Here is a 27000-nt window from a genome sequence, read left to right on the forward strand (position 1 = left end):
CGGAGCCACGGTCATTCACAAAACCGTCGGGAGGCCCCAAAACCTGCGGATTAAGCTTCACTCCTGTTCACGTTGACTCATGCGACGTTCACGTCGGTTCACTGGCAAAGTGTTACGCAAAGTGTTATTCCGGCAGCCTTGCAGAAAGTGCCGGCTGTCGGGGCGCTGAACGCATAGAGATCACCGTGAACAAGAACAATGAAACGACAGGTCTCGACCTGACGGTCCCGGCGCGACTCCTGACTCGCAGCGAAGCTGCGCAATATCTTCGACGGTCCACGGGCACGCTGGCCAACTGGGCGGCCAAGCGCAAGGGACCTGTGTACTACCGACAAGAGGACGGTGCAGTGGTCTATGCCGTCGAGGACTTGGCAGAGTGGTTGGCCCTGCAGCGCGTACTCCCGGTGGTGGCATAGTGGCCAACTTTGCTACACCCCCAGGATCCTGGGGAAAGATTCCGCCAGCAAAGCTGGGAGCTGACGGACGTTGGAAGGCGAACGGTCGCTACAAGACGTTGGCCGGCGAATCGAAACAGCGGTTTCGGAGCGGTTCGACTGGCCGCAAGGCCGAGAACGCCCTTCTCGAGCTGTTCAAAGCGATGGCAGCCGAAGACAAAGCACAAGAAGAGGCCGCCGCGCAAGAGGTCAAGAAAAAGCGTCGACAGAAAGAAAACATCAAGTTTGCCGATGCTATTGAGGAGTGGATTTCGTATATCGAAATGGGCGGCAAGGACCTGAGGGTCAGCACGGCATACGAGTATGCGCGGATGGCGCGGACTGACATCATCCCAGCACTGGGCGAACTCCGGTTGCAGGATCTCGACGTTCGGGCGTGTGCGGACTTCCTTCACGGAATCATCAACGGTGGCCGCTACTTCGCGAAGGCCGAACATAACCGTGCGGTGCTATCCAATATTTTGGAGTGGTGTGCCGGGAGGGGCCTGATCCCGGGTAATCCCGTGAAACAGGTCGCTGCGCTCCCTAAGCCCCGTAAGAAGCCGGTGCAAATCATCGAAAAGCACGATATGGCGAGTGTTTTGAGGGCTGTTCGAAAACACGGCGAACATCAGCTGACAGTGAAACGTCCTGGGCCTCCCCCGAACATGGACATTCCTGACGGCATCGAGCTCCTCCTCGCAACCGGGGTGCGCATCTCTGAGCTCCTGGCCCTCACGTGGAACGACGTCTGGATCGACGCCCCGGATGACGGTTCATATTGGGTCCAGATAAACGGTCAGGTCGGCTGCATCAAGGGTCAGGGGATGTTGCGCCACGACTACCGCAAGACGGGCGACAAAATTCTCGATCTGCGCATCAGTCCGGAGGTCGCGCGCATGCTCCGGGTTAGAAGAGCAAGTCAGTTGAAAACCAACCCAAAGCTGGCGATTTTTCCGGCGCGTGGTGGTGCCTGGATGCAGCAGAATAACTTCCGCCGCAGGTGGCGCAAAGTCCGGGAAGAACTGGACATTACCTACGACATTCCTGAGGACGATGAGCGGGGCGGAAGGAAACAGGAGCGGCGGGAATCCTGTGCTGTTGAAGCCATAACCCCCCATACTTTTCGCCGCTCGGTTGGCACATTTATCGGAGAGACCGTTTCCATTGACCAGGCAGCGCAGCAACTGGGACACAAGCGAACAGCGGTGACCATTCGGTCCTACCTTCGAGAGCGCCAAGAAGCTCCTGACAGCAGCGGTTACTTGGCGAGCGTGATGTACCGGCCTGGTTAACACTTTCGTTTGCGAGTATCGGCCACGGATGGGTAGCGGGGGTCTGCTTGGGGGTGTGTCGCACGTCAGCAGAGGAGGTCGAATACGAGCGACAGCACCAGGTTTAGGGGCTCCGAGAGTTTAGCTGGGCCGTGAAATCTTTTGCCGGTCGGGCTCACCCAGGGCACATCTTCTCGCTCTTGGGAAAAGGACTTGCTGAGTAATGAGATTCTCGGCACTCCTCGAATCACTCCCTCGCCACGGCTTTACATCTCGATCCGAGCAACCGCTGCCGTCCGGCCATTCGGTGTCAGAGCACCTCAGTAAGGTCCATTCCATGAGGCAAATTAGTGAGGGTGACCGAGGACGATTCGAGGTCACAACGGCAACGGGAAGCGTCTATCTGGTCTCGCTTCTCGACGAGCGTAAAATCGCGCGCCTGCCCGCCGTAGCCGTCCCGGCAGAAGGCTTTCAGTCCGTCGCCCCGTCCCAGCTGCGTCGCGACGGGGAAAATCTGGATCTGCTCATGCTCGAGATCTGCCGAATTGGATTACCGGCACTGTTCTGGATCCAGGTCAGGCCGGACGTCCCGACTCTGAGGACGACATCGCCTGTGACTTGTATAAGGCTTGTGAGCTGACGTTCGGGCAAAGACAAAGATCGCCGTCTCGGTGTCCACCATGCGAATCCGTCAAACCCGTCGGCAGCACCGGCATCTCCCAGTCTGCGGCACCTCACGAAGCTCGGAACGTTCACCGAGGGACTCAAATCTTCGTCGTCACCACAGCGCTTGGAAATGTACGTGAGCTGCTTGCACGACTGCAGCCGCATTATCCAAATGTGCAGCCGGAGGGCCGGGCCTTAGAAGGGTGGAGGGACTTAGGAGCCACAGTGCAAGGTCCCGGTCGGTGGCTCCTGCGTCCCTGGCAATTTTCAGGAGCTCCGCGATGACGGGGAGTACTTGGAAGTCGACGAACTGGTATTTCGGGAGCCACTGAACGCCGGAATAGCTGAAGGCGAGCACATTCCCGTCGCGGATAAGGTCCTGGAGCTTCGGAGGTTGAAGGTCCGGGGTACACGCGAGTGATTCGGCCTCCCTGAGGGTGTACGAGCCATTACAAAGCTGCTTCATCCAGCCTTCCTCAGCAGCCTTGGCAAAAGGCTAAGGCCTCGTCGTGATTCATGTGGCTTTACTGGCTGTGGGGCTTCTACGGGCCCCATACTCAGGGGGCTCAACATCTAGGAGTGACGCAGCAAGGCGAAGCTCTTTACGCGTCAGACCAAACTCCCCGCTCGGTCGAATGAGCTTCACCTCTGCCACGTTCGGATGCAAGCCTTCAGACAGGAAGAATTCAAGGTCTTCGGTCCGGCCGGTCTGGGGCTCATCGTCAATCCAGATGATGCGAACCGGCGCCTGCCACGCGTCTTCCGCGGTATCAGCGATGGCAAACCTCTTCCAAGGCCATCCTGATCGCCCATACATGAAGACGTCGGCTGGGGTAGGTTCATAAAATACGTCGAACTCAGGAAGCCCCAGTGCCTGAGCAAGGTATCTGGCTTTCCACCCCCAAGAACTCAGCCATTGGATCTCGGTGCCCTGCCTGTACCAAGAATTGAGCGCCTCAAGGACGTAGGGCCGCGCACTCACGGTTGTTGGCGTGAAAGGTGGAATAACAACGTCAAACTCGCGCAAGCCACGGCGTCGTATCGCGGTCCTGTCCAGAGTCGGGAGGACAGTTCCGTTTACGTCGAGCAGGACCAGAGTTTTCACATTCAACACATTACGGGCCAGGGCCCTCGACGAGCTCCGATCTTGTCCCTCGCTCGTTATCGACTGTAACGGTGCCCAGCTAGCGTCCCGCCAACACCGAAGACGACCTCAAGGATGCGGCCTCAAGCCAAGCGGTCCGCCGCTTTGGCATTTACGTACCCCTCCTGGGCCCGTCCCATATCGCGCTGTCCCCATCAGAGCTCCGCGACATACTCCGGGGGCAAGATGAGGGATGAATAGCATTGGAGTGGGCGCAGAACCTCAATCGCCCTGGACGCGATGCGCAGCTGGATCCGCAACGGCCCGGACGACTCCTAGAACACTGGTAAGGGACCGCAGTTGCGGGGCTCTGTGTCATGCCAGGAGTGCCGGCGCCGGGCGCCGCGGCTCGACCTTCTCGACGAGCCGCCACGCCACCATGTCCAATGCCCGCAGCGGCGTCACGGCCGGACCGTCGGCCGGGGCGAGCCGGGCAATGCCCTGCCAGTGCCGCAGTCCGGTCCTGAGATCGTCCTGGATCAGGGGCAGCCAATCGAGCATGAACTGCCTGTTGCTCCTGCCCTTCGTGTGCGTCATCTTCGGTGTCCCAAGCTTTCCGTAGGCGCGCCAGATGTGGTCGTCGTACAGCGGTAACAGGCCGGGGCGCTTCAGGTGCAGGATCTTGGCCAGCTTCACGAGCTGCAGCTGCGGCGTGGATCGACCATCCAGCACCCCGAACAGGTCGGCGATGGCCGTCAACGTCTTTTCACCGGCCTCGTCCAAGGTGCCGGCGAGGTGTTCACTGCGCATAAGCGGGTTGATTACCGGGATCAGCGACAGGAAGGAGTATTGGGCGGTAAGGGCGTTCTGCCCGGCGTTCAACAGTCCGGCGGCCGCTGCGTCCTGCGGCCCAACTGTGTCCGGGTCACAGTTTCCGGGATAGCTGTCGTAGGCGGGATAAGACCAGTTGCCGTAGTCGTTCATGTACTCCCGGGCCAGTGCCCGGGCGTCTTTGACGCTGATTTCCAGGCCGCCGATGGTGAGTTTCTCCGTCATGCCCCTGAGCCTAGCGCCGCACATAAAGCATGAGCACCTCCATTGCCCACCAGCACCGCGCGCCGCGACCGGCCGCTTCACCGCCGTCACCCACCTTGAACCGGAGCTGGCGCTGGCCACTCACGGCAGCCGGAACACCGAACGGCCTTGGCGCAGCAGGTTGTCTGACCGAAAGCACCCTTTTTCATGGATCCCCTCCGCTATGCCCTCGGGCTCGCACTCATGGTTCTCACCCTCCTGGTGATGGCGCTCATGGCCCTGTTCGCCTTCTCGCCGGGCCGCCGCAGGAGCGGTTCCAGGCCCGAAACGGAGGATTAGCGGCCGTGCCGTACATCGACATCAACCCCCACCGCGGCCGTCCAAAGTGGCTTGGATACGTGATTCTGGCTGTTCTGGCCGCCCTGACCGTCCTCGTTGTGGTCCTCGCGCTAAGCCGCTGACTCGGAAATTTCCGCTTTTTCACTGAATGCGCCCGGAAGCGTCCCCGGAGCCGCGGTAGCGGAATTGACCGGAAAACACGCTTCGGGGCCGTTTTTGCCGGCTTCGGCCTGCAATGGGCGACCATGGGCAACGGATGGCGACCACCTGGTCGCCCATAAAAATCCGCGCCAGCACTGGGAAGGAGGCCCCTTTATATATATATGGCGACTTAACCAACCATTTAACTACTACTACACATAGGGATCCTTGTACTTCCCTGTTACATGCTTTCTCTCCTATAGGCATACTTCCCCGTGGTCGGTTTGGTCGCCATTTCCCCAAAACCCGCGCCAGCACTGGGAAGCAGGGGTGGTCATTGGGTCGGTCAGTGGTCGGTCACGATGGCCATGGCCTTATTCGGGCGAAAACTGCGCACCAGGGCGCCGGCCGCACACAACAGGGCATGAGCAGCCACGCATTTAACCCCGCACAGCACCCCCGGTCCGGCGACGGCCCTTCACCCCCACCGCACTCGAACGCGTACGCTTCCTGGACGTCAATCGAGAGGCGGCCAGCCACCTGCCTGAAGCTGGACTTCGGCGGGACAGTTTCGGTCGCATTTCTCCCAATCGAGCAGCAGGATCGTAATGATGTTGCGCTGTCCCCCAGCCGGGCTCGAATCTGCCCAAACGAAGAATTGTGGTCTTCTTATCTAGCAGGTATGTTCGAAGTACATACTCACCCGGGTGGAACGCTGGAACGGACCAGCACGCACGGGACCTGCAGCCTCACGGCCCTACACCGCACACCTCACCCGGGCGGAAGACTGGAACCGACCAGCACGCACGGGACCTGCAGCCTCACGGCCCTACACCGCACACCTCACCCGGGCGGAAGACTGGAACCGACCAGCACGCACGGGACCTGCAGCCTCACGGCCCTACACCGCACACCTCACCCGGGCGGAAGACTGGAACCGACCAGCACGCACGGGACCTGCAGCCTCACGGCCCTACACCGCACACCTCACCCGGGCGGAATACTCGAACCGACCAGCATGACTCTAATTGCGGTTGGACTCCTCACAGGAGCTAATTGCTTCCGTCACCAGACTCACTGCAGCAGGCCCCGCGCCAGGTGGATCTGCCGGTTCGCGAGCCGGGCCCTTATTCCGCTTTGGTTCGGTGAAGCTGCCGGGCAGCGGGTTAGGTGCATGGCGGCATCTTTAGGCAAAACGCCAGCTCCTGGCCAGGCCATTGATGTGGGGGATGACCTCGTTCATGCCCTGCCGCCGTCGTGCCGCGCGACCCACTCGTCCATAGAGTGCGGGACCGGCGAGTTCTTGTTCAGCGCCTTGTGATCGTAGAAGCCGAGTCGCTCGGCGATCCGCGTGATCTGGTTGGGTCGCTCCTCGTGTTCAAGGACGATGCTGGCGCCGGCGCAGTGCATCGACTTATCCGTGGTCTCCCCGTGCCGTCCTCGGAGCTGTAATCCAGGGTCTTATGGCAATCGAATGAATGAGCGGAAAGCAGGTGGTCAGCCATCTCCCGGGCGGCAGGACTTTCGTCTGACCTCAGGACCTAGGGGACGTAATGTGTAAATCTCGCCTTTGAAATCTGATATAAATCTCTTGGCAAGAGCCGAAGGGCCAAGGCGGCCGTTGGGGGCAGTGCTTTTGCTTACCCCCAGGCTGCCTGCCCTCTTTAATAAATGGTAAAGACTGGGGATTTAAAATGAAGAAGAGTGCTTCGATTTTGGCAGCGGCGGCAGTAATCGGCTTTTCAGCGCTGACAGCAACACCGGCCAATGCCGTTGTTGGCACTGCCTACCCGAACTGCCCCACCGCAGCTGCTGCAGGCGTATACAACATCCCTGCCGGATCTCCCGACTACGCTCCTAACCTGGACAGCGATGGCGATGGAATTGGATGCGAAAAGGCGGGCGTTGCGTTCACGGGGACTCCGGTTCCGGCCAAGGCTCCGGTCGCGGCACAGGCTCCGGTTCAGGGTCAGGCTCAGGTAGCCAAGAAGCCTGTTGGCGCCGCTCCCACGGGTGTCCCACATGAAACTGATAATGGTATGGGCTTCCTTGCACTCGGTGGGCTCGTTGCCGCTGGTGCTACCGGAACGGTGATTGCGCGCCGCCGGATGGCCGTCAAGGCTTAGAGCCTTTAGGTCGATCGCTTCGAATGACTAGCTCAACCAGTGGCCGCCGCAAATGGTATGCGTCTGCGGCGGTCACTTTGCTACTTTTGACAGGCTGCGCTTCTAATGCTTCGACCCAGGCCGTCACTGCCCGGGAAGTCATAACGGAGACCGCTGCCCCATCAACACCCCCAGCACCGCTCGCAGCGGCAACAGCAACTGTTATGGGGGCATCCGTCCCCATATCGATAGACATCCCATCGGTAGGCAAACAGTCCAAACTCATTAGTCTGGGCCTCCGGAAGGATGGAACGTTGGAAGTGCCGCCGGGCGAACCAGGAGCTCCGGCAGCATGGTTCAACGGATCACCCACGCCGGGCGAACTTGGTCCTGCTGTGGTTTATGGGCACGTCAACGCTACTGACGGTGGCGCGGGGGTATTTGCACGCCTACGAAGTCTTGCAAAGGGTGACACTATAAAAATCACCCGGAGGGACGGCACGGTTGCCGTCTTCGCAGTTGATCATGGGGAACAATACTCGAAGTCCGCATTCCCGACGGAAAAGGTTTATGGGAATACGGAGGACGCTGAGCTCCGCCTCATCACCTGCGACGGATATGACCCTAAAACTGGTGAGTTCGATGACAACTACGTGGTCTATGCACGGCTGATCAGATAGCTGGGTCCTTCTGCCCTTACGCAAGACCCTGTTCCCTTGGGGGTGGGGTCTTGTCGTATCGCCTCTTCTGGGGGCGATTAGCGGCGTTATTCCTAGGTAAGGCAGCTGGCACTCCTCTTGTTTGTGATCCTTAGTAGACTGCTCGCAACTTTAGAACGGCCAAGGGGTCAGCCCATGGTCAAATAGCAAAGTAGGTATTGGGGATGCTGCGAAGGGCCGATAACGTCCGACTTGATCACCAGCGGGGCTTTTGGACCAGCAATGGTGACGTGATTATCACCCTCGGCAAAAAGCGCTACACCATCGGCAAGGTCAAGGAAGAGGTTTTCCTTGAGCGTCAGCAGGCGCAGATGGGGTTCCCTATGTTCATAGCTAACATCAACGGCCGCCGGTATTGGCACTTCAGAAACAGGTTCTATTGGGAGTCCGAGGGCCTAAACGCCAGCGAGGTTGAGGCGCTTTTGGTCTTGCGGGAACAACGCATGCAGCGACAACTCGACACAGCCCAAGCAGCACGTGCCATGAGGTATGCCCCGCGACTTGCCACAGGCCGTAAAGCTATCCCGGATGACGTGAAGGTATTCGTCATGCAGCGAGATGCAGGCTCCTGCCGCGCCTGCGGGGCTACAACTGAACTGCAGTTTGACCACATCATCCCGATCGCCATGGGCGGGAGCAATGAGGCCCAGAACCTGCAAATACTTTGCGGTCCATGCAATCGCTCCAAGTCGGCTGGGCTAACGGTGCGTCGACAGTTTTAGCGGACGCCAGTTCCTAATTCGACGAAAGGCAAATTTTTTATTGCGCTCACTATCCCGTAGGCCCTCCAACGCAGATCGCGGTGTCCAATACGGCCTGCCCGTCCTGACCCAGGAATGCCTGCCCCCTGCGGTCGTCCCACGTCTCATGCGCATTGTCTCGTAGACCCTTAAGGCTTAAATAAGACACTGCGGTGAGACGGACTTTGCAAGACACGAATGGCGGTATCGCGGCATGGACGCAGACCCTTCCGAGGGTGTCGCCCTTAGGTATAGTTCACGAGACGCTAGGAATGATCTGCAACTACCCGAGCTCGCGCATGTCGTACAGACGCGCCGGGACCCATAGCAGTGCGTTGCGGGCTCCCTTCTGCTGCCCCTGAGGCACGTTAAAGACGCCCAACGAGAATCTTCCGGTATGAATGGGTTATGACCAATTCGCTGAGGGACGCGGTATCGACTGTCCCGGTCGGTCCTGCCACAAATTTTTGGCGGGCATTCCAATCTGAAAACTTCCGGCACGTCTTCCACGAAGGCACCTTGTGGGCCCCCCTGAAAGGCCACCGCGGGCAGAGCGTCCCCTCCTGGGACACGTTGCCTCATGTCCGGCCCGGAGACGTTGTACTAAATTTCGACAGGCCGGCGGTCCGGGGGATCAGCATCGTTGCCACGCGGCCGGTTCCTTCTTATCCTCCGCTGCGAGGGTACAAGGAGCCGGCGGGCACGAACGGCATTCTGGTGCTCACCGATCCTCTCTGCGAAGTACGGATCCCGCGGGAAGACGCTTACCGGGTTCTGCCGTGGGGCCAGGGCCCGGTCAACGCGAAAGGCGGGTCCAAAAATGGGTATGTATTCCGTCTCGACCGGGATGCCGCCCTGAAACTGCTAAGGCAGGCAGGGCTAGAAATCGGCGACGGCGGGGACGTAGAGCTGAGCGGGGCACGGCCTTCCGACCCCCAGCAATACAAGGGAGGTCCCAGCGACAAATGGACTCTCGCCGCTGTTCGGACCGAGCAACGCTACCTGAGGTGCCAGCAGCTGCAGCTGCATGGCAGCCACTGCTCCCTCTGCGGACATTCCTATCCGGAGGAATTCCTGGTGGCTGCCCATATCAAACCCCGGTCCAAATGCTCCGAGGCGGAGCGCATGGACATCCGCAATGTCTCCATGCTGGCTTGTTTGTTCGGATGCGATGCACTTTTTGAAAACGGCTACCTTGTCGTAGGCGCTGACGGGTCCTTGCGTGCCGGCAAGCCGGGGCGCGGCCAGGTTTGGTACCATGCCGAGGAGCTCCTCGGCCGCATGTGCATTGCACATAACGAACGATCGCAGGGTTATTTCGCCTGGCATCGGGAGCACCACCTGGCCGACGTAGCCGACCAGCGCTAAGTCTCGCAGATCCAACCGAGGGCCACCGACAACGACGTCGGGCTTGTCTCCCTTGCGAAGCCGTTCTGGATCGAGCCCTTAATGGTCGAGTAAGTCGATCATGCTCTCCCGACACGCTCTACCCGAGGTTCTGTGGAGTTCACGTGTCTCGCCTGGCTGGGTGCCGTCCCTGCAGCGGCGAAGATTAGTCGAATGTCGGTGACGGTCCAATAGTGAGCCACTAGACGCCAAGCCCGCGAAATGGCTCACTTTTCGACCAGACAGTCGAAGGAGGCAAATGCCTTGGATGGCTCCGTGCATGTATCAGGCCGCTCAGTTTAGGCCCCTCCGTCCACGAAAATCAGGGAAGCCGGACTTGAGCTCGAGCTCAGTTGTCCTCATACCGGTCAAAGACCGGTCGCAGCGCATACTGTCGGATATGCTGCTGAATCTCTGATAACCCCGCTTGGTCGTAGAGCACATTTAGACGAGCCCGTGTCTCTGCTAGTCGCTGCCGCAATTCGCTTGTCATCGGGTCGTCCGGTTCAGTTCCGGCTTCATCCCGAGCAATCATGTGATTGCGCTGTCTGACGACTTCGGCTTCAAGTGCACGAATCTCCGCGTGCAGCGCTTGTAACCTTTCTGAGGAGGCCCGGATGGCGGCCTCAAAAGGAAGGGAAACACGGGCTTGCGGATCGCGCGTCAGGTTGTACGCCGCCGGGGATAGCCACTCTGCGTAGCTGGAATTCGCCTCGTTCTGTGTCTCAGCGCGTTGCTGCGCGACGTCCTCTAGCTCCTCCCTCGCGGATAGGATTCTTTCGTGGCTGGCGACGGACTGGACATGACTTGCTGCGTAGTTGAAGAAGGACAGGCCGTTGTAGATGTGGATGGACCTACCGCGTGAATGTTCTCGAAACTCTTTGATCAGTTCAGGCCGGGGCATAATTTGTTTGCCTTGAGCGGAAACCCACCAGTCCTCTTTGGCGTCCTCAGTCACGAGAATTATGTCTAGCTCATGCTCCTTGGCGTAATCCAAAACCTGCCGCCAGAAAACGAAGTCACCGTACTTACGGGTGCCCTCTTTGGCTTGGTCTTTGTACCCGGGCGGAATCTCTTGGGCAAAACGGACGGCTCCCTCTTTATAAAGCTTCTCCAGGTCATCCGGCGACGGCTCGTCTCCAACCTTTCCCTCATACAGTTCTGTGATTTTCTCTAGAACTGCGTCTTCGGCGGACGGTCCGTTGCGGTCGGCTAGCTTTGCGCTTTCTTCTCGGAGCTCATCAAGAAGATCTTTAGCTGCAGCCAGGAGTGCCTTGTGCTTGTCGCCGGCAGTAAGGTGTGACTTCCGGGGCGACTGGCTAATCGCGTTGACGAGTCTTTCAATGTGATTGATCTGCTCTTTATGAGTTGCGTTGGTTTCGGACCGAACAGCTAAGCGGTTCTCGTGGTATTCGTGGGCCGCTTGGAACGGTAGCCACAGTCGCTCTTGAAAGGCGGAAGCCAGCTCTAAGTATGTGGCAGAGGTGGTTGCCTCATATCTATGGAAGTCCAACAGGACATTTGCATCAAAGACTATGGTGGCTGTGTTCCAGAGACCCTGCAGCTCCTCGGCTGATGGCCTGTAGAAGCCTCTGAATTTGTCCCGCATACGATCGAGCTCCTGAAATTGCTCCTGACTGAATCCCTCCGCATCCTATGGCCCGCCGAAGCTTTCGACATGCTCACCACGCGGGCGCTGGCTGGGCGCTTTTGCTATGGGGTGTCATTGTCGCATTGGGTTGTATCCCCTCAACGAAGTGAACCCCGGCGCGGGATCTTTCCGTCACTGTCAGCTACGAGGAGCTCCAGGCCATCATCGCTGACGACCGCAACTGGGCAATGGCGGAGGGCGCTCAACTCCGTCCAGGGGATCTACCTCATCGCCTGCGTCAGCAAGCGCAGGCTGCATGTGGGGAAAGCCGACGGCACAGAACCTTCCGGTACTGCGCTTCGGTGGCGCAGGGGCCAAACACCGTGTCCGGATCCAGGGGTCGCCTTGCTTCCCGGCGGCTATGCTGGCCGTGACCATGTCCACCACTTCGTCGTATCGGCTGGCCGGGGCCAGGATGCGGGTGGAGATGTAGCAGGTCCGCCCGGTGTTCCGCGTGGAAGACTTGATCAGCACCCGCGACATGGCGGCCTGGGTCTCCGGAGGGAGTATGCCAAGAACGGCCATGGTGGCAACGTCGCCCTCCGGGAGCTGGCAGCTGCCGATGACCGGCACCGGCAACACTTCCAGTTCAGCATCCTGCAATTCTTCTCGCCAAGTGCGCCGGCCGCAGGTCGACGCCGCCGAAACCCACTACAAGAGGGCTCTACTTACACGGCAGTTCGGCATGGAGCTGAACTGACGGTTTCAAGTACTGGTGGTTCCTGCTGCTTGATCCATCTGGTTTCCCACCGCTCGTATGGCTCCGCGGTCATGGACATGGTTCTCTGCGGGTCGCTGAGAATGCTGGTGGTTAGGGATTGCGACTTGCCAGTCTGGCCCTCCCGTACGGACTGGCGTCCAGTCATCGACAGACCCCGGCGTCGCATGCCAACCGGTGGAGAATGCGACATTGGCCAGACCTTCGCAGAACCATTGGACAAAAACGGTGTCCTGCTGTGAGCGTAGTCGGCAACTGGGTCGGTGGGAGAGTGCGTGGCTGCATGTCATGACTGCCACATTTTTGGGAGTCCGGGTTGCCTCGAAGGAACGTGAGACAACAACTCGTACCGAGGTGTTGAGACGTTTCCAAACAGGGAAAGGAGGAGACAGAAGACGTAAGAGTCCTAGTGTTATTACCTATAGTTCGTGAGACGCCGCAACTGGACCCGGGCTGCCTGTTGCCAGACACGCGGGGTCGTGTGATGGAATCCTCGTGAAGGGCCAGAATGGCTGGCCATTGGACCTGGGGGATCCATGGGCCTTGTGGCAATTCTTGACGGTGCGCGAGTCGATGCTTCCGAGTATTCGGCCGCGGCCTGGGCGGCATTGAAAGAGTCGGAGGATGCGAAACGGGTAGTGATGCCACTGTGCGGCATCAGAGCCATCGCCAAGTCGCGAGGTGAAACCTTTTTCTTCGCCCACTACCGGACCTCCGAGTGCAAGGTGGACCACGGCGGCGAGTCCCCGCAGCACATCGCCATGAAGACGGCACTTCGGGACCGCATCAACGCGATCGACGGGTGGCATGCGCTGGTCGAGTATCCGCACCCGTCGAGGGAATGGATCATCGATGTCCTGGCCGAGTCCGACGACAAGCGGCGTCGCATTGCCTTCGAGGTGCAGCTCTCCTCCCAGACCCCCGAGAGATACCAGCAGCGGAGCCAGCGGTATTTCAACGATCGCGTGTTCCCGATGTGGATCATCCCTCGTCGACTCGAATACAACCGAACCCACATTCCAGCCGTCGTTACCGGCTTCGGGAAGAGCTCAGCCGTCCCGGAGGACCCCACCGACCTGATGACCCTCGACATCCGCTGCGACTTCCGGGAGGAAGACACCCTCGGCGACCTGGTCGACAATCTGCTCCGTCGTGGTCACCGATGGGCCTATGGAAGCCCGGATGACCAGGCGGCCCGGCACAAGCGTGAGGAAGAGTACGAGGCCCGTCTGCGGGAAGAGGAGCGGCTACGGCAGGAGGCCCTGAATGCGCGTATCGAGGAGATGAACAACAACAGCGCCTCGCCCGAGGCGGCATTCGGAGTCCACACTGTTTTCACGGAAGATGGTCCGTTCGTCTGGGCAACCCTCACTCAATGCTGGAGCTGCGAGCACCCGATGTTGCTCTGGAACGCGGACTCAGCCAGGGCCGGTGTGCAGTATTCCTCTCCCCCTGCCTTGGAGATTCGGCGAGAAGTCGGCGCAAAGCGCTACGAGAACCATCCGGACGTCCATAAGGTCCTCAACAAGTGGATGCGCGAGACCCGGGCTGACGTGGAGAAGGCCAAGATCCAAGTCCGGCGCAGCAAGATGAAGGGCGCTGACTACAGTGCCTTCGTCTGTCCGCAATGCGATGCGCTGATCGGCCAGATGTTCATCTCATGCCTACGAACGGAAAAGTGGTCGCTCGTCAGCGCCCCACTCCTGAAGAAGAAGGGCGTGGCGGCGCGGCCGGCCGCGGGCGAGGCTGGCCACTTCGACCCCAGGCGAGGAAAGCCGCGAAAGCAACGTCTGGCCGCCGTCCCGCTTGAACCGCGCATCCACCCGCCGCGTCCTACAGTGCCGGAAGAACTGCAAACAGACCGCAAGAAGACCTGGGAGGAGCTCCACTCCCCCGACGGCATCGCCGAAGCGAGGCGCAGGTTCATGGGGACGAGCAGCCCGTACCGCGGGAACTGATCGGGCGGGTGGCGGGGAGCCGTTTCACTGACACGAAGTGTGGACGCCCCTGCTGTAAGTTGAGGCCATGCGCTTTGTTTCCCGGAATGATCCGGTCCTCGTATGAGCGCCCACGTCGAAGTCGCCGGTGGCAAGGCGATTCTGACCCTTCGCCCGGACGGGATCCTGCAGCTCGTCTGGGCACCGGGCGCGTACGTTGATGAGGACGACGCCGTCTCAGCCGTCACCATGATGAACCAGGTCAGCCCGGACCATGACCGGCCGCTGCTGGTCGATATGCGGAACATTGGGAACACCTCGACGCGGGCCAGGGATGTTTTCGTGCGTCCGCATGCGGTTTCACGGGTGGCTCTGCTCGGCGAATCCCCTGTGGACGAGGTGATCGCCAGCTTCTTCACGGGCGTCCGCCAGCCCCAACGCCCCACCCGATACTTCACGTCTGAGGCCAAAGCGCTGAGCTGGCTGTCCGGCGGCTGACCGGCCGGCCTCAGGCAGCCGGGACTGGCCAGGCGTAGACCGGAGGGCGGCGTTCAGTCCCCGCGTTGGTGTTGATTGGGGTGCTTTCGGGGTAGGTTTCCTTTGAGAGGCGATCAGGGCAAGGACAGGGGAGGCCATGCTTTTTGAGCCGTTATATGCGTACTACCGCGCCTTGGGCCCGAGGGGCCGGGCGGTGTTGTTCCAGCTTCCGTTGTCGATAACGATGATGCTGGTGACGATCCTGACGAGGATCCTGAATCCTGAACTGGCCTGGTCGGGGCCATTTCTGTACAGCCTTGGAATCCATCTCTTCCTTCTTGCCGCCTGCGCCCTGGTGCCCTGGCGGCGCGTGCCCGAACGGGCGGTGCTCATCATCCCGTTGCTGGACTGCCTGGCCATCGGAATCACCCGCGAGGCCGCAGACCAGTACCTCGCAGTTCTGGGATTTCTGCTGGTCTTCCCGGTGGTGTGGCTGGCCGCAGACCGGCGCCGCAGCGGTGTCCTGCTGGCGATCCTCTTCACGGTCCTTAGCGCGGTCCTTCCGCCGGTCATCCTGGGCACAGGCTTTGACGGACCAGACTTCATCCGGATCGTGCTCCTGCCCGTTATTGTCGGAGCGATCGCGCTCACGGCCTATGCGATCGCCAACGCCCTCTCCCTGCAGCGGCGCCAGCTGGAGGCGCAGGCCTGTGAGGTTCGGGACCTGCTGGCCGCCAGCGAGGAGCGTGAGCGTCTCATCGGCACTGTCATGGATACCGTCAGCGTTGGCGTCTGTGCCCTCGACGCCCAGGGCGGCATCGTCCTGATGAACCACCAGCTCAGCAGCCGCGTGGGTAGGACCATCACGGGCACACCCACGCCCGATGACCACGCCGACTGCCCTGTCTACGGCGCCGACCGGAAGCATCCCCTTCCCATGGAGCGGCATCCTGCGTTCCGCGCCGCCAGGGGTGAGTCGTTCACGGATGAACTGATCTGGGCCGGCGAGGGAACCGACCAGAAGGCGTACTCCGCGACATGCCGGCTGATCGAGGGCGCCGGCGGCCAGCGCTCCGGGGCGGTCCTTGCCTTTACTGACGTCACGGCGCTGGTCGAAGCACTCTCGGCCAAGGACCAGTTCGTCGCGAACGTCTCGCACGAGTTGCGGACCCCGCTGACCTCCATTGTTGGCTACCTGGACCTGGGCTTGGCGGAAGAGGGCGTCGATCCGGAGATGGAGTTCTTCCTGACCGTGGCAAGGCGCAACGCCGAACGACTCCTGCACCTGGTCGGTGACCTGCTCACCATCGCCTCCGACGGTATGACCATTGAACCCCGTGACGCTGACCTGACCGACGTCGTCCGGCACAGCGTCCAGGCGGCCGAACCCAAGGCGAAGGCTGGCGGCATCACCTTGAACCTGATCAGCGATGGATCCGCCCCCGGCCACTTCGACCCTGCCCGCATCACCCAGGCAGTCGACAACCTGATCTCCAACGCCATCAAATACACGCCGCGCGGGGGCGCCGTCACCGTCCAGGTCAGCAACGATGGTCACGAACTCCGTTGCGAGGTCACCGACACCGGCGTCGGCATGAGCGAAGAGGAACTAGACCAGGCGTTCACCCGCTTCTTCCGTGCCGCGAACGCCCACTCCTCCACCATTCCCGGCGCCGGCCTGGGGCTGGCCATCACCCGATCGATCATTCAAAACCACCGGGGAACGATCAGCCTCTCCAGCAGCCCGGGAACCGGCACGAGCGCGGCCGTGAGCCTGCCGGCCGCCGGCGCGAAACCCCCGTCACTGGTGGTCGTCTAAGGCCTCACCGCGGCGCCTTGCGTTCGAGCCGCGAACGGGGCGCACTGCCCGAGGTTACGGTATCGGGACGGAACATCTGGACACAGTTCCTCGAACGGTTGATGAACACTCATCGAAGGCCTGAAGAACCCCGGTGTATGGGAGCGTGCTCTGACTTCACGGGCCTTAGGGTCGATACCCATGATCACCCCCAATCATCGTCACCGCCGAGCGGTCATCACCGCACTGGCCGTGTCCCTCCCCTTCGCTTTCCTCACCCCGGCAGGCCCCTCCTCCGCAGCGCCCACGGCGCCCGCACCCGATCAGCAGGCTGCAGCGTCAGCGGCCGCCCATCTCGATCTCGGAGCGGCAGATCAGCCCGAGACGCGGAACGTGACCACCCTGGCCCCGGGACTGACCCGGACCACCATCACCCGCGGCACGCCCAACCAGGACTTCTTCTGGACCGCCGAAGTCGCCGTCCCGTCCACATCCCCGGACCCCGACGCCCCGGCCTCAGCGCTGTCCATCCAGGCGCAGGCCCAGAAGGTTGCCGACAAGCTCAATGCCGCTGGTGTCACTGCCCGTGTCGAGCACGTCCAGTCACCCCAGCTCGCCGACGCCGGCGGGGACCTCGGCTACCGGGTCCGGGTCGGCCAGTTCGGAACCAAGGCCGACGGCGCTGCCACGGTCGACCAGATCAAGGCCGCGGGCTACAAAGCGTCGGTGATCTACACCGGCTGGGACGGCGACGCCGGCACCAGTGAGGATGACCGCGGACCCTGGAACCTGCAGGTGCTCACGATTGATCCGAAGGAATTCAAGGGTGACCTCACCTCCTCGTTTGGACCCAATCTCGAAGACCGCGAAACCACAAGCCAGCTCTCCGCCGCTGCCGGGGCCTTGGCAGCCGTGAACGGCGGGTTCTTCACCATGGACCCCGCAGCAGGCGCCCCCGGCGACCCCGCCGGAGCAGCCGTCCACGACGGCAAGGTCCTCAGCGAGCCCGTGGGCGACCGGCCCTCCCTCGTCCTGGATAAGAACGGCACCTCGATCCAGCGGCTGCACTGGCACGGTGCCGTCTCTGCGCCGGGCGCGGCGGAACTTCCGCTGGACGGTATCGACCGGGTCCCCGGGCTGATCCGCAACTGCGGCGGCACCAATGACACCCCGACCAACCTTCCGCTGCACGACTTCACCTGCACGGACGCGGACGAGATCGTCGCCTTCACCCCGGAGTTCGGCCCCACCACCCCGGCCGGCCCAGGACTCGAGGTCGTCCTGGACGCCCAAGGGACGGTCACCGCCGTCAACCACACGCGCGGGGCCGCTGTGCCCGCCGGCGGGCAGACGGTGCAGGCGATCGGCGCCCACGTCGACACGCTCGCCGCCCTGGCCGTCCCGGGCAAGAAGCTCAAGGTCGACACCGATTTACTCACCGAGAACGGCAAGACCCTGACGACCACCCCGACGACGGACGTCGTCAACGGCGGCCCGACCCTGGTCCAGGACGGCCAGCTGGACGTCACGGCCAAGCGGGACGGCATGGTCCGGACCAACGACAGCAACAGCTTCTTCTACGGCTGGGTCCACAAGCGCAACCCCCGCACCTTCGCCGGAGTGGACGCCCAGGGCCGGACCCTGCTGGTCACCGCCGACGGCCGCCAAACCACCAGCCTTGGCCTGAGCCTGAACGAGGAAGCCCACGTGGCAAGGTCGCTCGGCATGGTCAATGCAATGAATCTGGACGGCGGCGGATCCACCACCATGGTCCAGGGCGGCCAGGTCATGAACTCCCCGTCTGACGCCACCGGCGAACGCCCCGTGGGAGACGCCCTTCTCGTACTCCCAAGCCGCAAGCCGTAACCCGGCCCAAGCCCCTCACGTTCCACCCCACAACAACCCCAACTCTGGAGAACCCATGAAGTACACCAAGCTGCTGACCGCGGCCGCCATCACCGCCGGCCTTGCCTTGGGAACATCCCTTCCGGCCCATGCCGCGGACACCAACCCCAACGGCACCGACAACCACTTTGACCTGCAGGCACACCGCGGCGGCATCGGCCTGACCGTCGAATCGACTTTGGCGTCCTTCGCCAAGGGCATCGAGACCGGCGTGTCCACCTTGGAGATGGACCTGCAGATCACCAAGGACGGCCGCGAAGTCATCACCCACGACCGGAAGATCGATGGCCGGAAATGCAAGGACACCGCGCCTGTCACCCCGGGTGACCCGTCCTTCCCGTATGTGGGCAAGTACATCAAGGACCTCACCTTCGACCAGGTCCGCAGCCTGGACTGCGGCTCCCAGACGCTGCCCCAGTTCCCCGGCCAGCAGGCCTCCCCCGGAGCCAAGATGCCGACCCTGGCAGAGGTCTTCGACCTGGCCAACCGTTACCGGGCCAGCCAGGTCAAGTTCAACATCGAAACCAAGGTCGAGGCCGGCGCCCCGGAACAGACTGCCCCGCGCGAACAGTTCGTCGACGTCGCGCTGCGCGAAATCAACAAGGCCCACATGGCAGAGCGCGTCTCCATCGAAAGCTTCGACTGGGGCTCGCTGCGCCTGGTGAAGGAACGCCAGCCCGGCATCCGCACCGTGGCCCTCACCAACAAGGACTTCCTGCAGGCCGGCCAGCCGGGCAAGTCGCCATGGCTCGGAGGCATCGACGCGGATGACTTCGGCGGGGACCTCGTGGACGCCGCAGCCAGCCTCGGCTTCGACGCCATCTCCCCCGTCCACGGCACGCCCCAGAACGGCACCGTCACCGACCCAGGCTACGTCCCCTACGTCACTGCGGACATGGTGACCCGCGCCCACGCCAAGGGCATGCAGGTCATCCCCTGGACCGTCGATGACAAGCCGACCATGCGCAAGCTCATGGACGACGACGTCGACGGCGTCATCACCGACTACCCGGACAAGCTGCGCGACGTCCTGGCCGAGCGCGGCCTGAAACTGCCCAAGCAGTACACCCTGGAACCGGGCATGTCGGCAGCCAAGTAGCCTGGCCGGGCCCCGCTTCAAGGTCCTCAGCTTCTGCTCGTCAGACTTGCCAACCAGATCCTAAGCATGCTTAGGATGGATGCAGCCGAATGCGAACGGCTGCCAACCAGAGGAGGAAACACCATGGGACTGGGCGACAAGATTGACAACGCTGCCGAGAAGGCAGGCGGCAAGGCCAAGGAGACGGCCGGCGCCGCAACAGGCGACGAAAGCCTCCGGACGGAAGGCCAGGCCGACCAGGCCAAGGGCGATCTGAAACAGGCCGGCGAAAAGGTCAAGGACGCCTTCAAGGACTGACAGCTTTATACGGGAAGGGCGCGCTCAGCGAACGGGGCGCGCCTTTTTCGTGTCCTCATGGTGTGTGCGTCTGCTTCTGGAAGGTGTTCTGATCCAGCCGTGTGGCGAGGTCAGGCATTCCTCCAGCGATCCCTACTCTTTTCCGCTATAGCCGTCCAGAGAGCCCTGTCGACTGCCGATCTCGTGCTGTTCGAGATCGGGTCCGCTGCCGTACGGCGTACCCTCATGGCCAGCGCCAGAAGCGTCCTCGGATAAGGTCGGCCGGACAGGTGAGCGGCCCCCCAAGCCGGAAGCATTCGCCTCCGCGAGTTCTGATGGGCGTGACCTAGGAAAGGCCCTTCTCGCCTTCATGGTGCAGTCCCCGTGGTTCGCGATTCGGGATACGCCGTGGCATTGCCTGCTGGTTCGAGGAGGGCCTCGCCCCGGCTGGGGACTGTGCCGTCGGCGCGGTCCCAAAGCGTCTGTTCCCGGGTGAGCCCGAACGGGACATCCTGCGTGACCTGGGCAGTGTATTGTCCCGGTCCGTGCCGGAGGACCATGAGCCCGCATTTCCGCGAGAGGGCGGTGGGCAACAGTGTGTCCACGGCGCTTGCTAGCTCTGTTTCAACCTGGGCGGGGTTTGTGATGCTCAGGGTGACTGCGTCCCAGCCGGTGGGGGTGGGTGCGGGATGTCTCATTTGTGGGCGTGTTCCAGTACGGGGACGGGCGGCGGGAGGAGCGGGAGGACCGAGCTCTTGGTGGTGGTTCGTTTCTGCAGGCGTGAGGCGAGGGCGGTGAGGCTGCCGCTGACGACCAGGTAGATGAGTGTGACAACGATGTAGGTGGGGATCAGCTGGTTGATGTACGACGTGAGCAGTTGGCCGCGGTAGAGCAGCTCGGTGTAGGCGACGATGTATCCCAGTGTGGTGTCTTTGAGCAGGCTGACAAACTGTGTCAGCAGCGAAGGTGCAACATTGCGCAGGGCTTGAGGCAGGACAACGAGACGCATGGTCTGGGAATGCTTCAGGCCTAGGCTCAACGCTGCTTCGGCTTGCCCGGAAGGGAGGCTGGTGATACCTGCCCGGACGATTTCGGCGAAGACAGCAGCCGTAACGAACGTCAGCGGGATGACCATCTTCCACAACGTCGGCACGTTGATCCCGAGTTGGGGAAGTCCAAACAGCATTAAGTAGATGAGCAGCAGGACCGGGACCGTCCGGGCGACTTCTATGTAGGCGATGCAGACCCAGCGGACCGGGCGGCGCCGGCTTAGCCGCCCCAGTGCCAGAAGGGTCCCGAGGACGGAGCCAAGAACGGCGACGATGCCGGCCGACTGAAGGGTGCCGAGCAGTCCGGTGAGCAGGTACTGCCAGACCACCCATTGGGTGAAGGGCGCCCAGCGTTGGGGGTTGAGCTGGTCGTGGGAGCCGAACTGCCACAATCCGGCGGCGACAAGAGCGACCAGCGCAAGCGCGCTGATCACCGAGGCAATGCGGACGTTGCGGCGTGTGCGGGGTCCCGGTGCGTCATAGATGAAACTCATCGGATGATCGCCACCTTTCGTTCGATCCGGCCGGTAACCAGTCCAATGACCAGGGCAATCGCCATGTAGACGAGGCCTCCGGTGGTGTAGAAAAGGACGGGCTGGGCGTAGACGAGGTTGATGCTGTTAATGCGGGCCGTCAGGTCCAGAACCCCGACGACGGCCGCGAGGGACGTGTTCATGGCCAGGGCGATCATGATGTTGCCCAGTGGCTGGACGACGGAACGGAACGCCTGGGGCACGATCACCCAGCGAAGGGACTGGGGCAGTGTGAGCCCGAGCGCCCGGGCCGCTTCAATCTGGCCGCGCGAAACGGTGTTGACCCCGCTCCGCACGGCTTCGGAGACGTACGCGGCTTCATAAACGGTCAGGACGATGATCACGGTCGGTACTACCGGAAGGATCAGCCCGGCGGCAGGTAGCGCAAAAACTGCCAGGATCAACAGCGCCAGGAGGGGAACGTTGATAAAGAACTGCACGTAGGCAAAGGCTGCTGCCCGCAGGGACGGCACGGGGCTGATGCGTGCCACGGTGACGAACACTCCGAGGATCAGGGAGCCGATGCCGGCGACCAGGGTCATCAGGAGGGTCAGTCCCAGCCCCTGCAGGAGAGGCTCGAGATTGTCGATTGCAATGTTCATGTTGGTCTTCTCACTGGCGCTGTTGCCTGTTTTGCGTGGTCAGGAACCGGGAACGGAGCCGATGGCCGGCGGTGTCGGGGCCGGTGAATCGCCGACCGAGCCCAGCGTGTTCTTCCAGACCTGGGTCCAGAGTCCCTTGGTCTCGATCGTCTTCAGCCAATTGTTGACGAAAGTCTTGAACGCGGAATCGTTGTGCTTCAGCCCGATGCCGTAAGGCTCGGCGGTGAAGGGGGCACCGACAACCTTGATGTCCTTGTTCGTTGCCGACTGGCTGGCGAGCAGGACGTAGTCCTGGACGTAGGCGTCGCCACGGCCCTGCGTGAGCGCCTGGACACCCTCGGGGGTTGTGGCAAATGGCATGAGCTTTGCGCCGGGCTGCTTTGCGGGAACCTCAGAGACAGACGGTGTTCCGGTCTGCACGATCACGTTCTTGCCGTTGAGGTCATCAATGCCCTTGATGGTCGTGTTGTCCGCCTTCACGGCGACAGCGAGCCCGGACATGAAGTAAGGTCCGGCGAAGTCAACCTGCTCCGCACGCTTGGTGGTGATCGTGTACGTGGAGAAGACGACGTCAACGGTGCCATTGGCGAGCAGGGCTTCGCGGGTTTCGGATGCCGAGGGCACCCATTCCACGTTTGGCTTGCCCAGGATGTAGACGGCCAGCATCTTGGCAAGGTCCGCGTCGAGCCCGTTGACCTTCTGTGGGTCCGAGGGATCCTGCTGGGAAACCAGCGGAGCGTCCAGCGCGGTGGCGACAATGAGCTTGCCACGCTGCTTGATCTTTTCCATGGTGGAACCGGGGATGATCAAATCATTTCCGGCCACCGGCGCGCTGCTGATGGTGGAATCGTTGGCGGCGGAGGTCATGGAACCGGCCGCTCCGGGAATGTTGACCGGTTCGCTGGAGCAGGCACTCAGGGCAAGGGCCGCCGAGGTGAGGAGTGCCCCGGCGATGGCTGTGCGCCGGCGTACAACGGCATTGTTGAACATGGTGGTACCTTTCAGGGGTTTTGCTGGAGGGACGGGTGTACCCCAGGGAGGGGAAAGAATTGCGCGGTGAAGCCACCGCTCAGTGGGAGAGGACCGAAGCCAGGAATGAACGTGCTCGTTCGGTTTTCGGGCTGTCGAAGAACGCATCCGGTGCGTCCTGCTCGACGATCGCGCCCTGGTCCATGAAAATCACCCGGTCCGCGGCTCGACGGGCGAAGCCCATCTCGTGGGTGACCACGACCATGGTCATGCCCTCCGCGGCAAGGGACGTCATGACATTCAGGACCTCGTTGACCATTTCGGGATCCAGCGCCGATGTTGGTTCATCAAAGAGCATGACTTTGGGGTTCATGGCCAGTGCCCGGGCGATGGCTGCCCGCTGTTGTTGGCCGCCGGAGAGCTCAGCCGGGTAGGCATGGGCTTTCTGTCCGATGCCGACGCGTTCGAGCAGTCGCATCGCCTCCGTTTCGGCATCCTTGCGGTTGATTTTGCGCACCTTCATTGGTGCGAGGGTGAGGTTGTCCAGGATGGTGCGATGGGCGAAGAGGTTGAAGGACTGGAAGACCATTCCGACGTCGGAACGAAGCTCGGCCAGGCCGGGGCCTTCGGCCGGGAGAGTCCGCCCGTCGATGTGGATTTCTCCGCCGTCGATGGTTTCAAGCCTGTTGATGGTCCGGCAGAGCGTGGATTTGCCCGATCCGGAAGGCCCCACAACGACGATCACTTCCCCGGCCATGACGGTCAGGTCAATGTTCCGCAGCACGTGCAGGGCACCGAAGTGTTTGTCGACGCCTTTGAGGCTGACCATGGGAACCCGATCCGGGTTATTGTCCCGGGACGGGCTCATGACCGAGGCCTGACTAACAGTGGAATTTATCGGTTTCATCATGATTCCTCCTCGAGCCGGGGTCGTGCCGCGGCTGCGCGTTGAATGAGCGATCGTTCTTCCCAAAGCTTCATTCTGTTGATGCCCTTGGAGCCGGTCTGGACAAGGACAGATTCCACAAGAGCTTCGATCAGGACCATCAAGGGTGCGAAGGAATCAAACGGGATCCCTCCCACTGGAACGGCGAGCACGACGTCGGCGTCGTCGGCGCTCGGTGACAGGCCCTCGTCGGTGATCACGATCAGGGACGCGCCTTCCTTCTTGGCCAGCGCTGCCACTTGCCGTGCCGGCTGCTGGTAGCGGCGCAGGTCGAAGAGGATGACGACCGTGTTCTTGCGTGCGGTGTAGAGCTTGCCGATGTCATAGCCCAGAGGGTCGGCCAGGAAGTCCACGTTCGGGATGATCTGGTCGAGCTGACGGGCGAGGATCTCGGCGACGAATCGCGAGTAGTAGCCTCCGGCGATCAGGACAGCACGTGCGTCGGCCGCCAGCAGCTTGGCTGCCCGGTCGAACTCCCCGGTGGCCACTGTTGAATGCAGCCGGTCCACGAGCTCCCGGCGTTCGGCGACGATGCGGCCAAAGCCGGTCATCTCCTCGTCGCCGTCAACGACCCGCTCGGCACGATGGACCGGGGCGCTCAGCTCGTGCATGATCTCGTCACGCAGGTGCTTCTGGAAATCGGCATAGCTGTCCATTCCCAGGCGCGCTACCAATCGCAGCACCGTCGGCGCGCTTGTCCCCGCAGCCTTGGCCAATGTATTCGCACTGGCCAGGCCGATGCTGGGGTAATCAGCCAGCAGCGTGCGCGCCACTTTACGTTCGGAAGGGGCCATCTCCTCCATCCGGGCGAAAATCTCGTTCTTAACCCGGATCACAGCATCGTCTTCATGTCAGGGTCACCAATTCACCGGATTCCTCATAGGCGGCAAACATGGCCGAGGAGTTGTAGGCAACGACCACCCGGCCATCTGCTCCCACCGCAATCAGCCCGCCATCGGCGCCGCGGCCGTTCAGTTCGGCATCGATGGTTCCCCGTACTGCGTCGGGCAGGGATGCCCCGGCGTAGTTCATCCGCGCGTACACGTCATGGGCGACTACGCCCTGGATGAAGGCCTCGCCCTCCCCTGTGCAGGACACGGCGACGACTCCGTCATGGGCGTAGGTACCGGCACCGATTACCGGGGTGTCCCCGACGCGGCCTTCGTGCTGGTTAACCATGCCGCCGGTGGAGGTTGCGGCGGCGACCCTCCCCTGGCTGTCGACCGCAACGGCGCCGACAGTGCCGTGGCGTGACTGGGCCAGTTCCTTGGCTTGGACTTTCGCCAGCTGCTGCCGGCGGGATTCCGTCACGAAATAAGTGGGCTCTACGGTTTCAAGTCCCCACCCTGCGAGCAGCTGCTCGTCGGGGGCCACGAGGAGTACGTGGGCTGTCTCCTCCAGGACCTTCCTGGCAGCGAAGACAGGGTTTTTGGCATTTCGTGTGACCGCAACGGCCCCGGCGCGGCCGTCCCCGGTCATGACCGAGGCATCCAGTTCGGCCTCGCCCTGAGCGGTCAACGCCGCGCCGCGCCCGGCGTTGAAGAGGACACAGTTTTCAAGTTCCTCCACAGCCGCGCACACGGCATCCAGCGCAGAACCTCCGGCCGCCAGAACGGCGTGGCCGGCGCGGTAGGCGCCGGCGAGGCCCTCGGAGTACTGCCCCTCCTCTTCAAGGGACAGTTCAGAATCCCGGCCACCGGCCCCACCATGCAGGACCAGCGCGAATCCGCTGGCCGCGGGGGCGATGTCAATAACGCGCATCAATATTCCTTGTCTTTTCAGTGCCAGGCCCGGGACCCGGCAACGGCCTCGGCCGTTGAGGCTGATTTCGTCCGTCCCGGAATCCCGGAAGTTCATGTGACTTAGACCATAGACGCAAACGTTACGAAAAGAAACCCTTCTAATAAATTTGGTACTGTTCATTACGAAATCGAGGCATAGCTCGACTCGTGCAGAACCCCCTCCTCCGCACGGCCCACCGAGGCCCAAGCCTCGGCACATCAACGAATCGCAAGGGAGCATTCGTGGAACGCAGAACACGCAGCGGACTAAACGATTACGACCCCCCGATGGACCTCCAGCGGATAACCGATGACATCGTGGCGAAGGTTGCACCGATCGTCGGCCAGTACCCGCCAGCTGACTACATCCCGGGCCTGAAGGCCATTGACCCCAGCCAATTCGGCATAGCCGTGGCAACAGTCAACGGCGAAGTTTATGGCGCAGGGAACTGGACCACACCGTTCTCCATCCAAAGCATCTCAAAGGTCTTCACCCTGGCGCTTGTGCTCGCCGCCGATGGCGAGGACCTATGGCGGCGCGTCTTCCGGGAACCCTCCGGAAACGCCTTCAACTCCCTCCTGCAGCTCGAGCACGAAGCCGGCATCCCGCGCAACCCGTTTATCAACGCCGGCGCTCTTGTCATCACCGACCGCCTCCACACCCTCACCGGAAACGCCAGCAGCACGGTGAGGGACCTGCTTCGAGCAGAAAGCGGAAGCACCGTGGACCCGGACCCCAACATCGCCGCTTCTGAAGCCGCGCATGGCCACCGCAACGCCGCACTCGCGCACCTGCTGTCCAGCTACGGCAACCTGGACAACCCGGTCGAAACCGTTCTGCACGAATACATCCAGCACTGCGCCCTCACAATGAACTGCCGCGACCTCGCCGTCTCCGCACGCTTTCTCGCCTCAAACGGTAGGGACGCCAACGGCCACATGGTCCTCTCGGCATCACACGCAAAACGGGTAAACGCGCTCATGCTGACCTGCGGCCTCTACGACGCCGCCGGGGAATTCGCATACAGGGTAGGACTGCCCGCCAAAAGTGGAGTCGGCGGCGGAATACTCGCCATCGTCCCAGGAAAATGCGCCATCAGCGTGTGGAGTCCGGGACTGGGAAAGTCCGGAAATTCCGTCGCGGGTGTCGCCGCCCTGGACGAATTCACCAACCGCACCGGGTGGTCCATCTTCTGAGTGTCCGCTTGGTCATCCACACGGGCATCGCCAAAACACCAACCGAACGAGTAGTCCCCAGGATCGGACCCAAGCATTACTGCTCATCGAGGGGCGCGCTCAGCGAACGGGGCGCGCCTTTTTCGTGCTGAAAAAGGCT

The 27000-nt window shown here is 61.9% G+C and carries 25 protein-coding genes; 14 read left to right on the forward strand and 11 right to left on the reverse strand.

What is annotated here, in order from left to right:
* Positions 1-185: 185 nt before the first annotated feature.
* Both NIBR502770_RS11485 and NIBR502770_RS11490 read left to right on the forward strand, forming a co-directional pair.
* Entirely contained in the window at positions 186-416 is a 231-nt protein-coding gene (locus NIBR502770_RS11485) for a helix-turn-helix domain-containing protein (protein ID WP_141182002.1), read from the forward strand.
* Positions 416-1729, forward strand: a complete 1314-nt coding sequence (locus NIBR502770_RS11490; RefSeq protein ID WP_141182003.1) for a tyrosine-type recombinase/integrase — start codon at positions 416-418, stop codon at positions 1727-1729. The genes NIBR502770_RS11485 and NIBR502770_RS11490 overlap by 1 nt, the downstream gene beginning before the upstream one ends.
* A 2104-nt stretch (positions 1730-3833) precedes the next feature.
* Here NIBR502770_RS11490 and NIBR502770_RS11500 read toward each other — a convergent pair.
* Positions 3834-4514: a DUF6308 family protein gene (locus NIBR502770_RS11500; protein WP_141182005.1), complete on the reverse strand. Its 681-nt coding sequence runs from the start codon at positions 4512-4514 to the stop codon at positions 3834-3836.
* Positions 4515-4700: 186 nt separating this feature from the next.
* Between NIBR502770_RS11500 and NIBR502770_RS21660 the strand changes: the two genes are divergently transcribed.
* The gene (locus NIBR502770_RS21660; RefSeq protein WP_256371911.1) at positions 4701-4832 is read left to right on the forward strand and encodes a hypothetical protein; all 132 of its coding nucleotides are present in this window, start codon (positions 4701-4703) and stop codon (positions 4830-4832) included.
* A 1380-nt stretch (positions 4833-6212) separates the two neighbouring features.
* Here the strand turns inward: NIBR502770_RS21660 and NIBR502770_RS21185 are convergent.
* On the reverse strand, positions 6213-6383 hold the full coding sequence (locus NIBR502770_RS21185; protein WP_168223156.1) for a hypothetical protein: 171 nt from the start codon (positions 6381-6383) through the stop codon (positions 6213-6215).
* Between the two features lie 284 nt (positions 6384-6667).
* On the opposite strand from NIBR502770_RS21185, the gene NIBR502770_RS21860 reads away from it, so the two are divergent.
* The 4 genes from NIBR502770_RS21860 (at position 6668) to NIBR502770_RS11520 (ending at position 9905) form a co-directional block, all read left to right on the forward strand.
* Positions 6668-7099, forward strand: a complete 432-nt coding sequence (locus NIBR502770_RS21860) for an excalibur calcium-binding domain-containing protein (RefSeq protein ID WP_210418849.1) — start codon at positions 6668-6670, stop codon at positions 7097-7099.
* A gap of 203 nt (positions 7100-7302) precedes the next feature.
* Positions 7303-7758, forward strand: coding sequence for a class F sortase (locus NIBR502770_RS11510; protein WP_246857248.1), 456 nt, complete (start codon positions 7303-7305; stop codon positions 7756-7758).
* Between the two features lie 269 nt (positions 7759-8027).
* Complete coding sequence (locus NIBR502770_RS21345; protein ID WP_210418850.1) at positions 8028-8519, forward strand: HNH endonuclease; 492 nt, start codon at positions 8028-8030, stop codon at positions 8517-8519.
* A 426-nt stretch (positions 8520-8945) separates the two neighbouring features.
* A complete protein-coding gene (locus NIBR502770_RS11520; RefSeq protein WP_141182007.1) occupies positions 8946-9905 on the forward strand; it encodes an HNH endonuclease in 960 nt (319 codons plus the stop codon).
* A 367-nt stretch (positions 9906-10272) separates the two neighbouring features.
* Here NIBR502770_RS11520 and NIBR502770_RS11525 read toward each other — a convergent pair whose 3' ends face one another.
* Both NIBR502770_RS11525 and NIBR502770_RS21510 read right to left on the reverse strand, forming a co-directional pair.
* The gene (locus tag NIBR502770_RS11525) at positions 10273-11532 is read right to left on the reverse strand and encodes a PIN-like domain-containing protein (RefSeq protein ID WP_141182008.1); all 1260 of its coding nucleotides are present in this window, start codon (positions 11530-11532) and stop codon (positions 10273-10275) included.
* A gap of 204 nt (positions 11533-11736) precedes the next feature.
* The gene (locus NIBR502770_RS21510; RefSeq protein WP_371416518.1) at positions 11737-12099 is read right to left on the reverse strand and encodes an aldehyde dehydrogenase family protein; all 363 of its coding nucleotides are present in this window, start codon (positions 12097-12099) and stop codon (positions 11737-11739) included.
* Between the two features lie 738 nt (positions 12100-12837).
* Between NIBR502770_RS21510 and NIBR502770_RS11535 the strand changes: the two genes are divergently transcribed.
* The 6 genes from NIBR502770_RS11535 (at position 12838) to NIBR502770_RS11560 (ending at position 19805) form a co-directional block, all read left to right on the forward strand.
* A complete protein-coding gene (locus NIBR502770_RS11535) occupies positions 12838-14250 on the forward strand; it encodes a competence protein CoiA family protein (RefSeq protein ID WP_210418851.1) in 1413 nt (470 codons plus the stop codon).
* 102 nt (positions 14251-14352) lie between these two features.
* Positions 14353-14727: an STAS/SEC14 domain-containing protein gene (locus tag NIBR502770_RS11540; RefSeq protein WP_141182010.1), complete on the forward strand. Its 375-nt coding sequence runs from the start codon at positions 14353-14355 to the stop codon at positions 14725-14727.
* A 226-nt stretch (positions 14728-14953) separates the two neighbouring features.
* Positions 14954-16525: a HAMP domain-containing sensor histidine kinase gene (locus tag NIBR502770_RS11545; RefSeq protein ID WP_246857489.1), complete on the forward strand. Its 1572-nt coding sequence runs from the start codon at positions 14954-14956 to the stop codon at positions 16523-16525.
* Between the two features lie 180 nt (positions 16526-16705).
* Positions 16706-18370: a phosphodiester glycosidase family protein gene (locus NIBR502770_RS11550; protein ID WP_141182012.1), complete on the forward strand. Its 1665-nt coding sequence runs from the start codon at positions 16706-16708 to the stop codon at positions 18368-18370.
* Positions 18371-18425: 55 nt separating this feature from the next.
* Positions 18426-19508, forward strand: coding sequence for a glycerophosphodiester phosphodiesterase family protein (locus NIBR502770_RS11555; protein ID WP_141182013.1), 1083 nt, complete (start codon positions 18426-18428; stop codon positions 19506-19508).
* A 123-nt stretch (positions 19509-19631) separates the two neighbouring features.
* Complete coding sequence (locus NIBR502770_RS11560) at positions 19632-19805, forward strand: CsbD family protein (protein ID WP_141182014.1); 174 nt, start codon at positions 19632-19634, stop codon at positions 19803-19805.
* Between the two features lie 347 nt (positions 19806-20152).
* Here the strand turns inward: NIBR502770_RS11560 and NIBR502770_RS11565 are convergent, their stop codons facing one another.
* The 7 genes from NIBR502770_RS11565 to NIBR502770_RS11595 all read right to left on the reverse strand — a co-directional run bounded on the left by NIBR502770_RS11565 (position 20153) and on the right by NIBR502770_RS11595 (position 25644).
* Positions 20153-20482, reverse strand: a complete 330-nt coding sequence (locus tag NIBR502770_RS11565) for a hypothetical protein (protein ID WP_141182015.1) — start codon at positions 20480-20482, stop codon at positions 20153-20155.
* The gene (locus NIBR502770_RS11570) at positions 20479-21327 is read right to left on the reverse strand and encodes an amino acid ABC transporter permease (RefSeq protein WP_141182016.1); all 849 of its coding nucleotides are present in this window, start codon (positions 21325-21327) and stop codon (positions 20479-20481) included. The genes NIBR502770_RS11565 and NIBR502770_RS11570 overlap by 4 nt, the downstream gene beginning before the upstream one ends.
* A complete protein-coding gene (locus NIBR502770_RS11575; RefSeq protein WP_141182017.1) occupies positions 21324-21968 on the reverse strand; it encodes an amino acid ABC transporter permease in 645 nt (214 codons plus the stop codon). Before NIBR502770_RS11575 ends, NIBR502770_RS11570 begins: the two co-directional genes overlap by 4 nt.
* Before the next feature lie 39 nt (positions 21969-22007).
* Positions 22008-22958, reverse strand: a complete 951-nt coding sequence (locus tag NIBR502770_RS11580) for a glutamate ABC transporter substrate-binding protein (RefSeq protein WP_141182018.1) — start codon at positions 22956-22958, stop codon at positions 22008-22010.
* A 79-nt stretch (positions 22959-23037) separates the two neighbouring features.
* Positions 23038-23766, reverse strand: coding sequence for an amino acid ABC transporter ATP-binding protein (locus NIBR502770_RS11585; protein WP_141183402.1), 729 nt, complete (start codon positions 23764-23766; stop codon positions 23038-23040).
* Between the two features lie 77 nt (positions 23767-23843).
* Positions 23844-24719 (reverse strand): MurR/RpiR family transcriptional regulator, encoded by an 876-nt coding sequence (locus tag NIBR502770_RS11590; RefSeq protein WP_141182019.1) that lies wholly within the window; start codon positions 24717-24719, stop codon positions 23844-23846.
* A 10-nt stretch (positions 24720-24729) separates the two neighbouring features.
* Positions 24730-25644, reverse strand: a complete 915-nt coding sequence (locus NIBR502770_RS11595) for an isoaspartyl peptidase/L-asparaginase family protein (protein ID WP_141182020.1) — start codon at positions 25642-25644, stop codon at positions 24730-24732.
* A gap of 308 nt (positions 25645-25952) precedes the next feature.
* Between NIBR502770_RS11595 and NIBR502770_RS11600 the strand changes: the two genes are divergently transcribed.
* Positions 25953-26861, forward strand: a complete 909-nt coding sequence (locus tag NIBR502770_RS11600) for a glutaminase (RefSeq protein ID WP_141183403.1) — start codon at positions 25953-25955, stop codon at positions 26859-26861.
* Positions 26862-27000 lie beyond the last annotated feature (139 nt).

Source organism: Pseudarthrobacter sp. NIBRBAC000502770 (assembly GCF_006517815.1).
Taxonomy (GTDB): Bacteria; Actinomycetota; Actinomycetes; order Actinomycetales; family Micrococcaceae; genus Arthrobacter; species Arthrobacter niigatensis.

Excerpts from the sequence above, each read along its gene's own strand:
- NIBR502770_RS11500 (WP_141182005.1), bottom strand. The coding sequence starts at position 4,514 with ATGACGGAGAAACTCACCATCGGCGGCCTGGAAATCAGCGTCAAAGAC.
- NIBR502770_RS21660 (WP_256371911.1), top strand. The coding sequence starts at position 4,701 with ATGGATCCCCTCCGCTATGCCCTCGGGCTCGCACTCATGGTTCTCACC.
- NIBR502770_RS21185 (WP_168223156.1), bottom strand. The coding sequence starts at position 6,383 with ATGCACTGCGCCGGCGCCAGCATCGTCCTTGAACACGAGGAGCGACCC.
- NIBR502770_RS21860 (WP_210418849.1), top strand. The coding sequence starts at position 6,668 with ATGAAGAAGAGTGCTTCGATTTTGGCAGCGGCGGCAGTAATCGGCTTT.
- NIBR502770_RS11510 (WP_246857248.1), top strand. The coding sequence starts at position 7,303 with ATGGGGGCATCCGTCCCCATATCGATAGACATCCCATCGGTAGGCAAA.
- NIBR502770_RS11520 (WP_141182007.1), top strand. The coding sequence starts at position 8,946 with ATGACCAATTCGCTGAGGGACGCGGTATCGACTGTCCCGGTCGGTCCT.
- NIBR502770_RS11525 (WP_141182008.1), bottom strand. The coding sequence starts at position 11,532 with ATGCGGGACAAATTCAGAGGCTTCTACAGGCCATCAGCCGAGGAGCTG.
- NIBR502770_RS21510 (WP_371416518.1), bottom strand. The coding sequence starts at position 12,099 with ATGGCCGTTCTTGGCATACTCCCTCCGGAGACCCAGGCCGCCATGTCG.
- NIBR502770_RS11540 (WP_141182010.1), top strand. The coding sequence starts at position 14,353 with ATGAGCGCCCACGTCGAAGTCGCCGGTGGCAAGGCGATTCTGACCCTT.
- NIBR502770_RS11545 (WP_246857489.1), top strand. The coding sequence starts at position 14,954 with ATGCTGGTGACGATCCTGACGAGGATCCTGAATCCTGAACTGGCCTGG.
- NIBR502770_RS11550 (WP_141182012.1), top strand. The coding sequence starts at position 16,706 with ATGATCACCCCCAATCATCGTCACCGCCGAGCGGTCATCACCGCACTG.
- NIBR502770_RS11555 (WP_141182013.1), top strand. The coding sequence starts at position 18,426 with ATGAAGTACACCAAGCTGCTGACCGCGGCCGCCATCACCGCCGGCCTT.
- NIBR502770_RS11560 (WP_141182014.1), top strand. The coding sequence starts at position 19,632 with ATGGGACTGGGCGACAAGATTGACAACGCTGCCGAGAAGGCAGGCGGC.
- NIBR502770_RS11565 (WP_141182015.1), bottom strand. The coding sequence starts at position 20,482 with ATGAGACATCCCGCACCCACCCCCACCGGCTGGGACGCAGTCACCCTG.
- NIBR502770_RS11570 (WP_141182016.1), bottom strand. The coding sequence starts at position 21,327 with ATGAGTTTCATCTATGACGCACCGGGACCCCGCACACGCCGCAACGTC.
- NIBR502770_RS11575 (WP_141182017.1), bottom strand. The coding sequence starts at position 21,968 with ATGAACATTGCAATCGACAATCTCGAGCCTCTCCTGCAGGGGCTGGGA.
- NIBR502770_RS11580 (WP_141182018.1), bottom strand. The coding sequence starts at position 22,958 with ATGTTCAACAATGCCGTTGTACGCCGGCGCACAGCCATCGCCGGGGCA.
- NIBR502770_RS11585 (WP_141183402.1), bottom strand. The coding sequence starts at position 23,766 with ATGGTCAGCCTCAAAGGCGTCGACAAACACTTCGGTGCCCTGCACGTG.
- NIBR502770_RS11595 (WP_141182020.1), bottom strand. The coding sequence starts at position 25,644 with ATGCGCGTTATTGACATCGCCCCCGCGGCCAGCGGATTCGCGCTGGTC.
- NIBR502770_RS11600 (WP_141183403.1), top strand. The coding sequence starts at position 25,953 with ATGGACCTCCAGCGGATAACCGATGACATCGTGGCGAAGGTTGCACCG.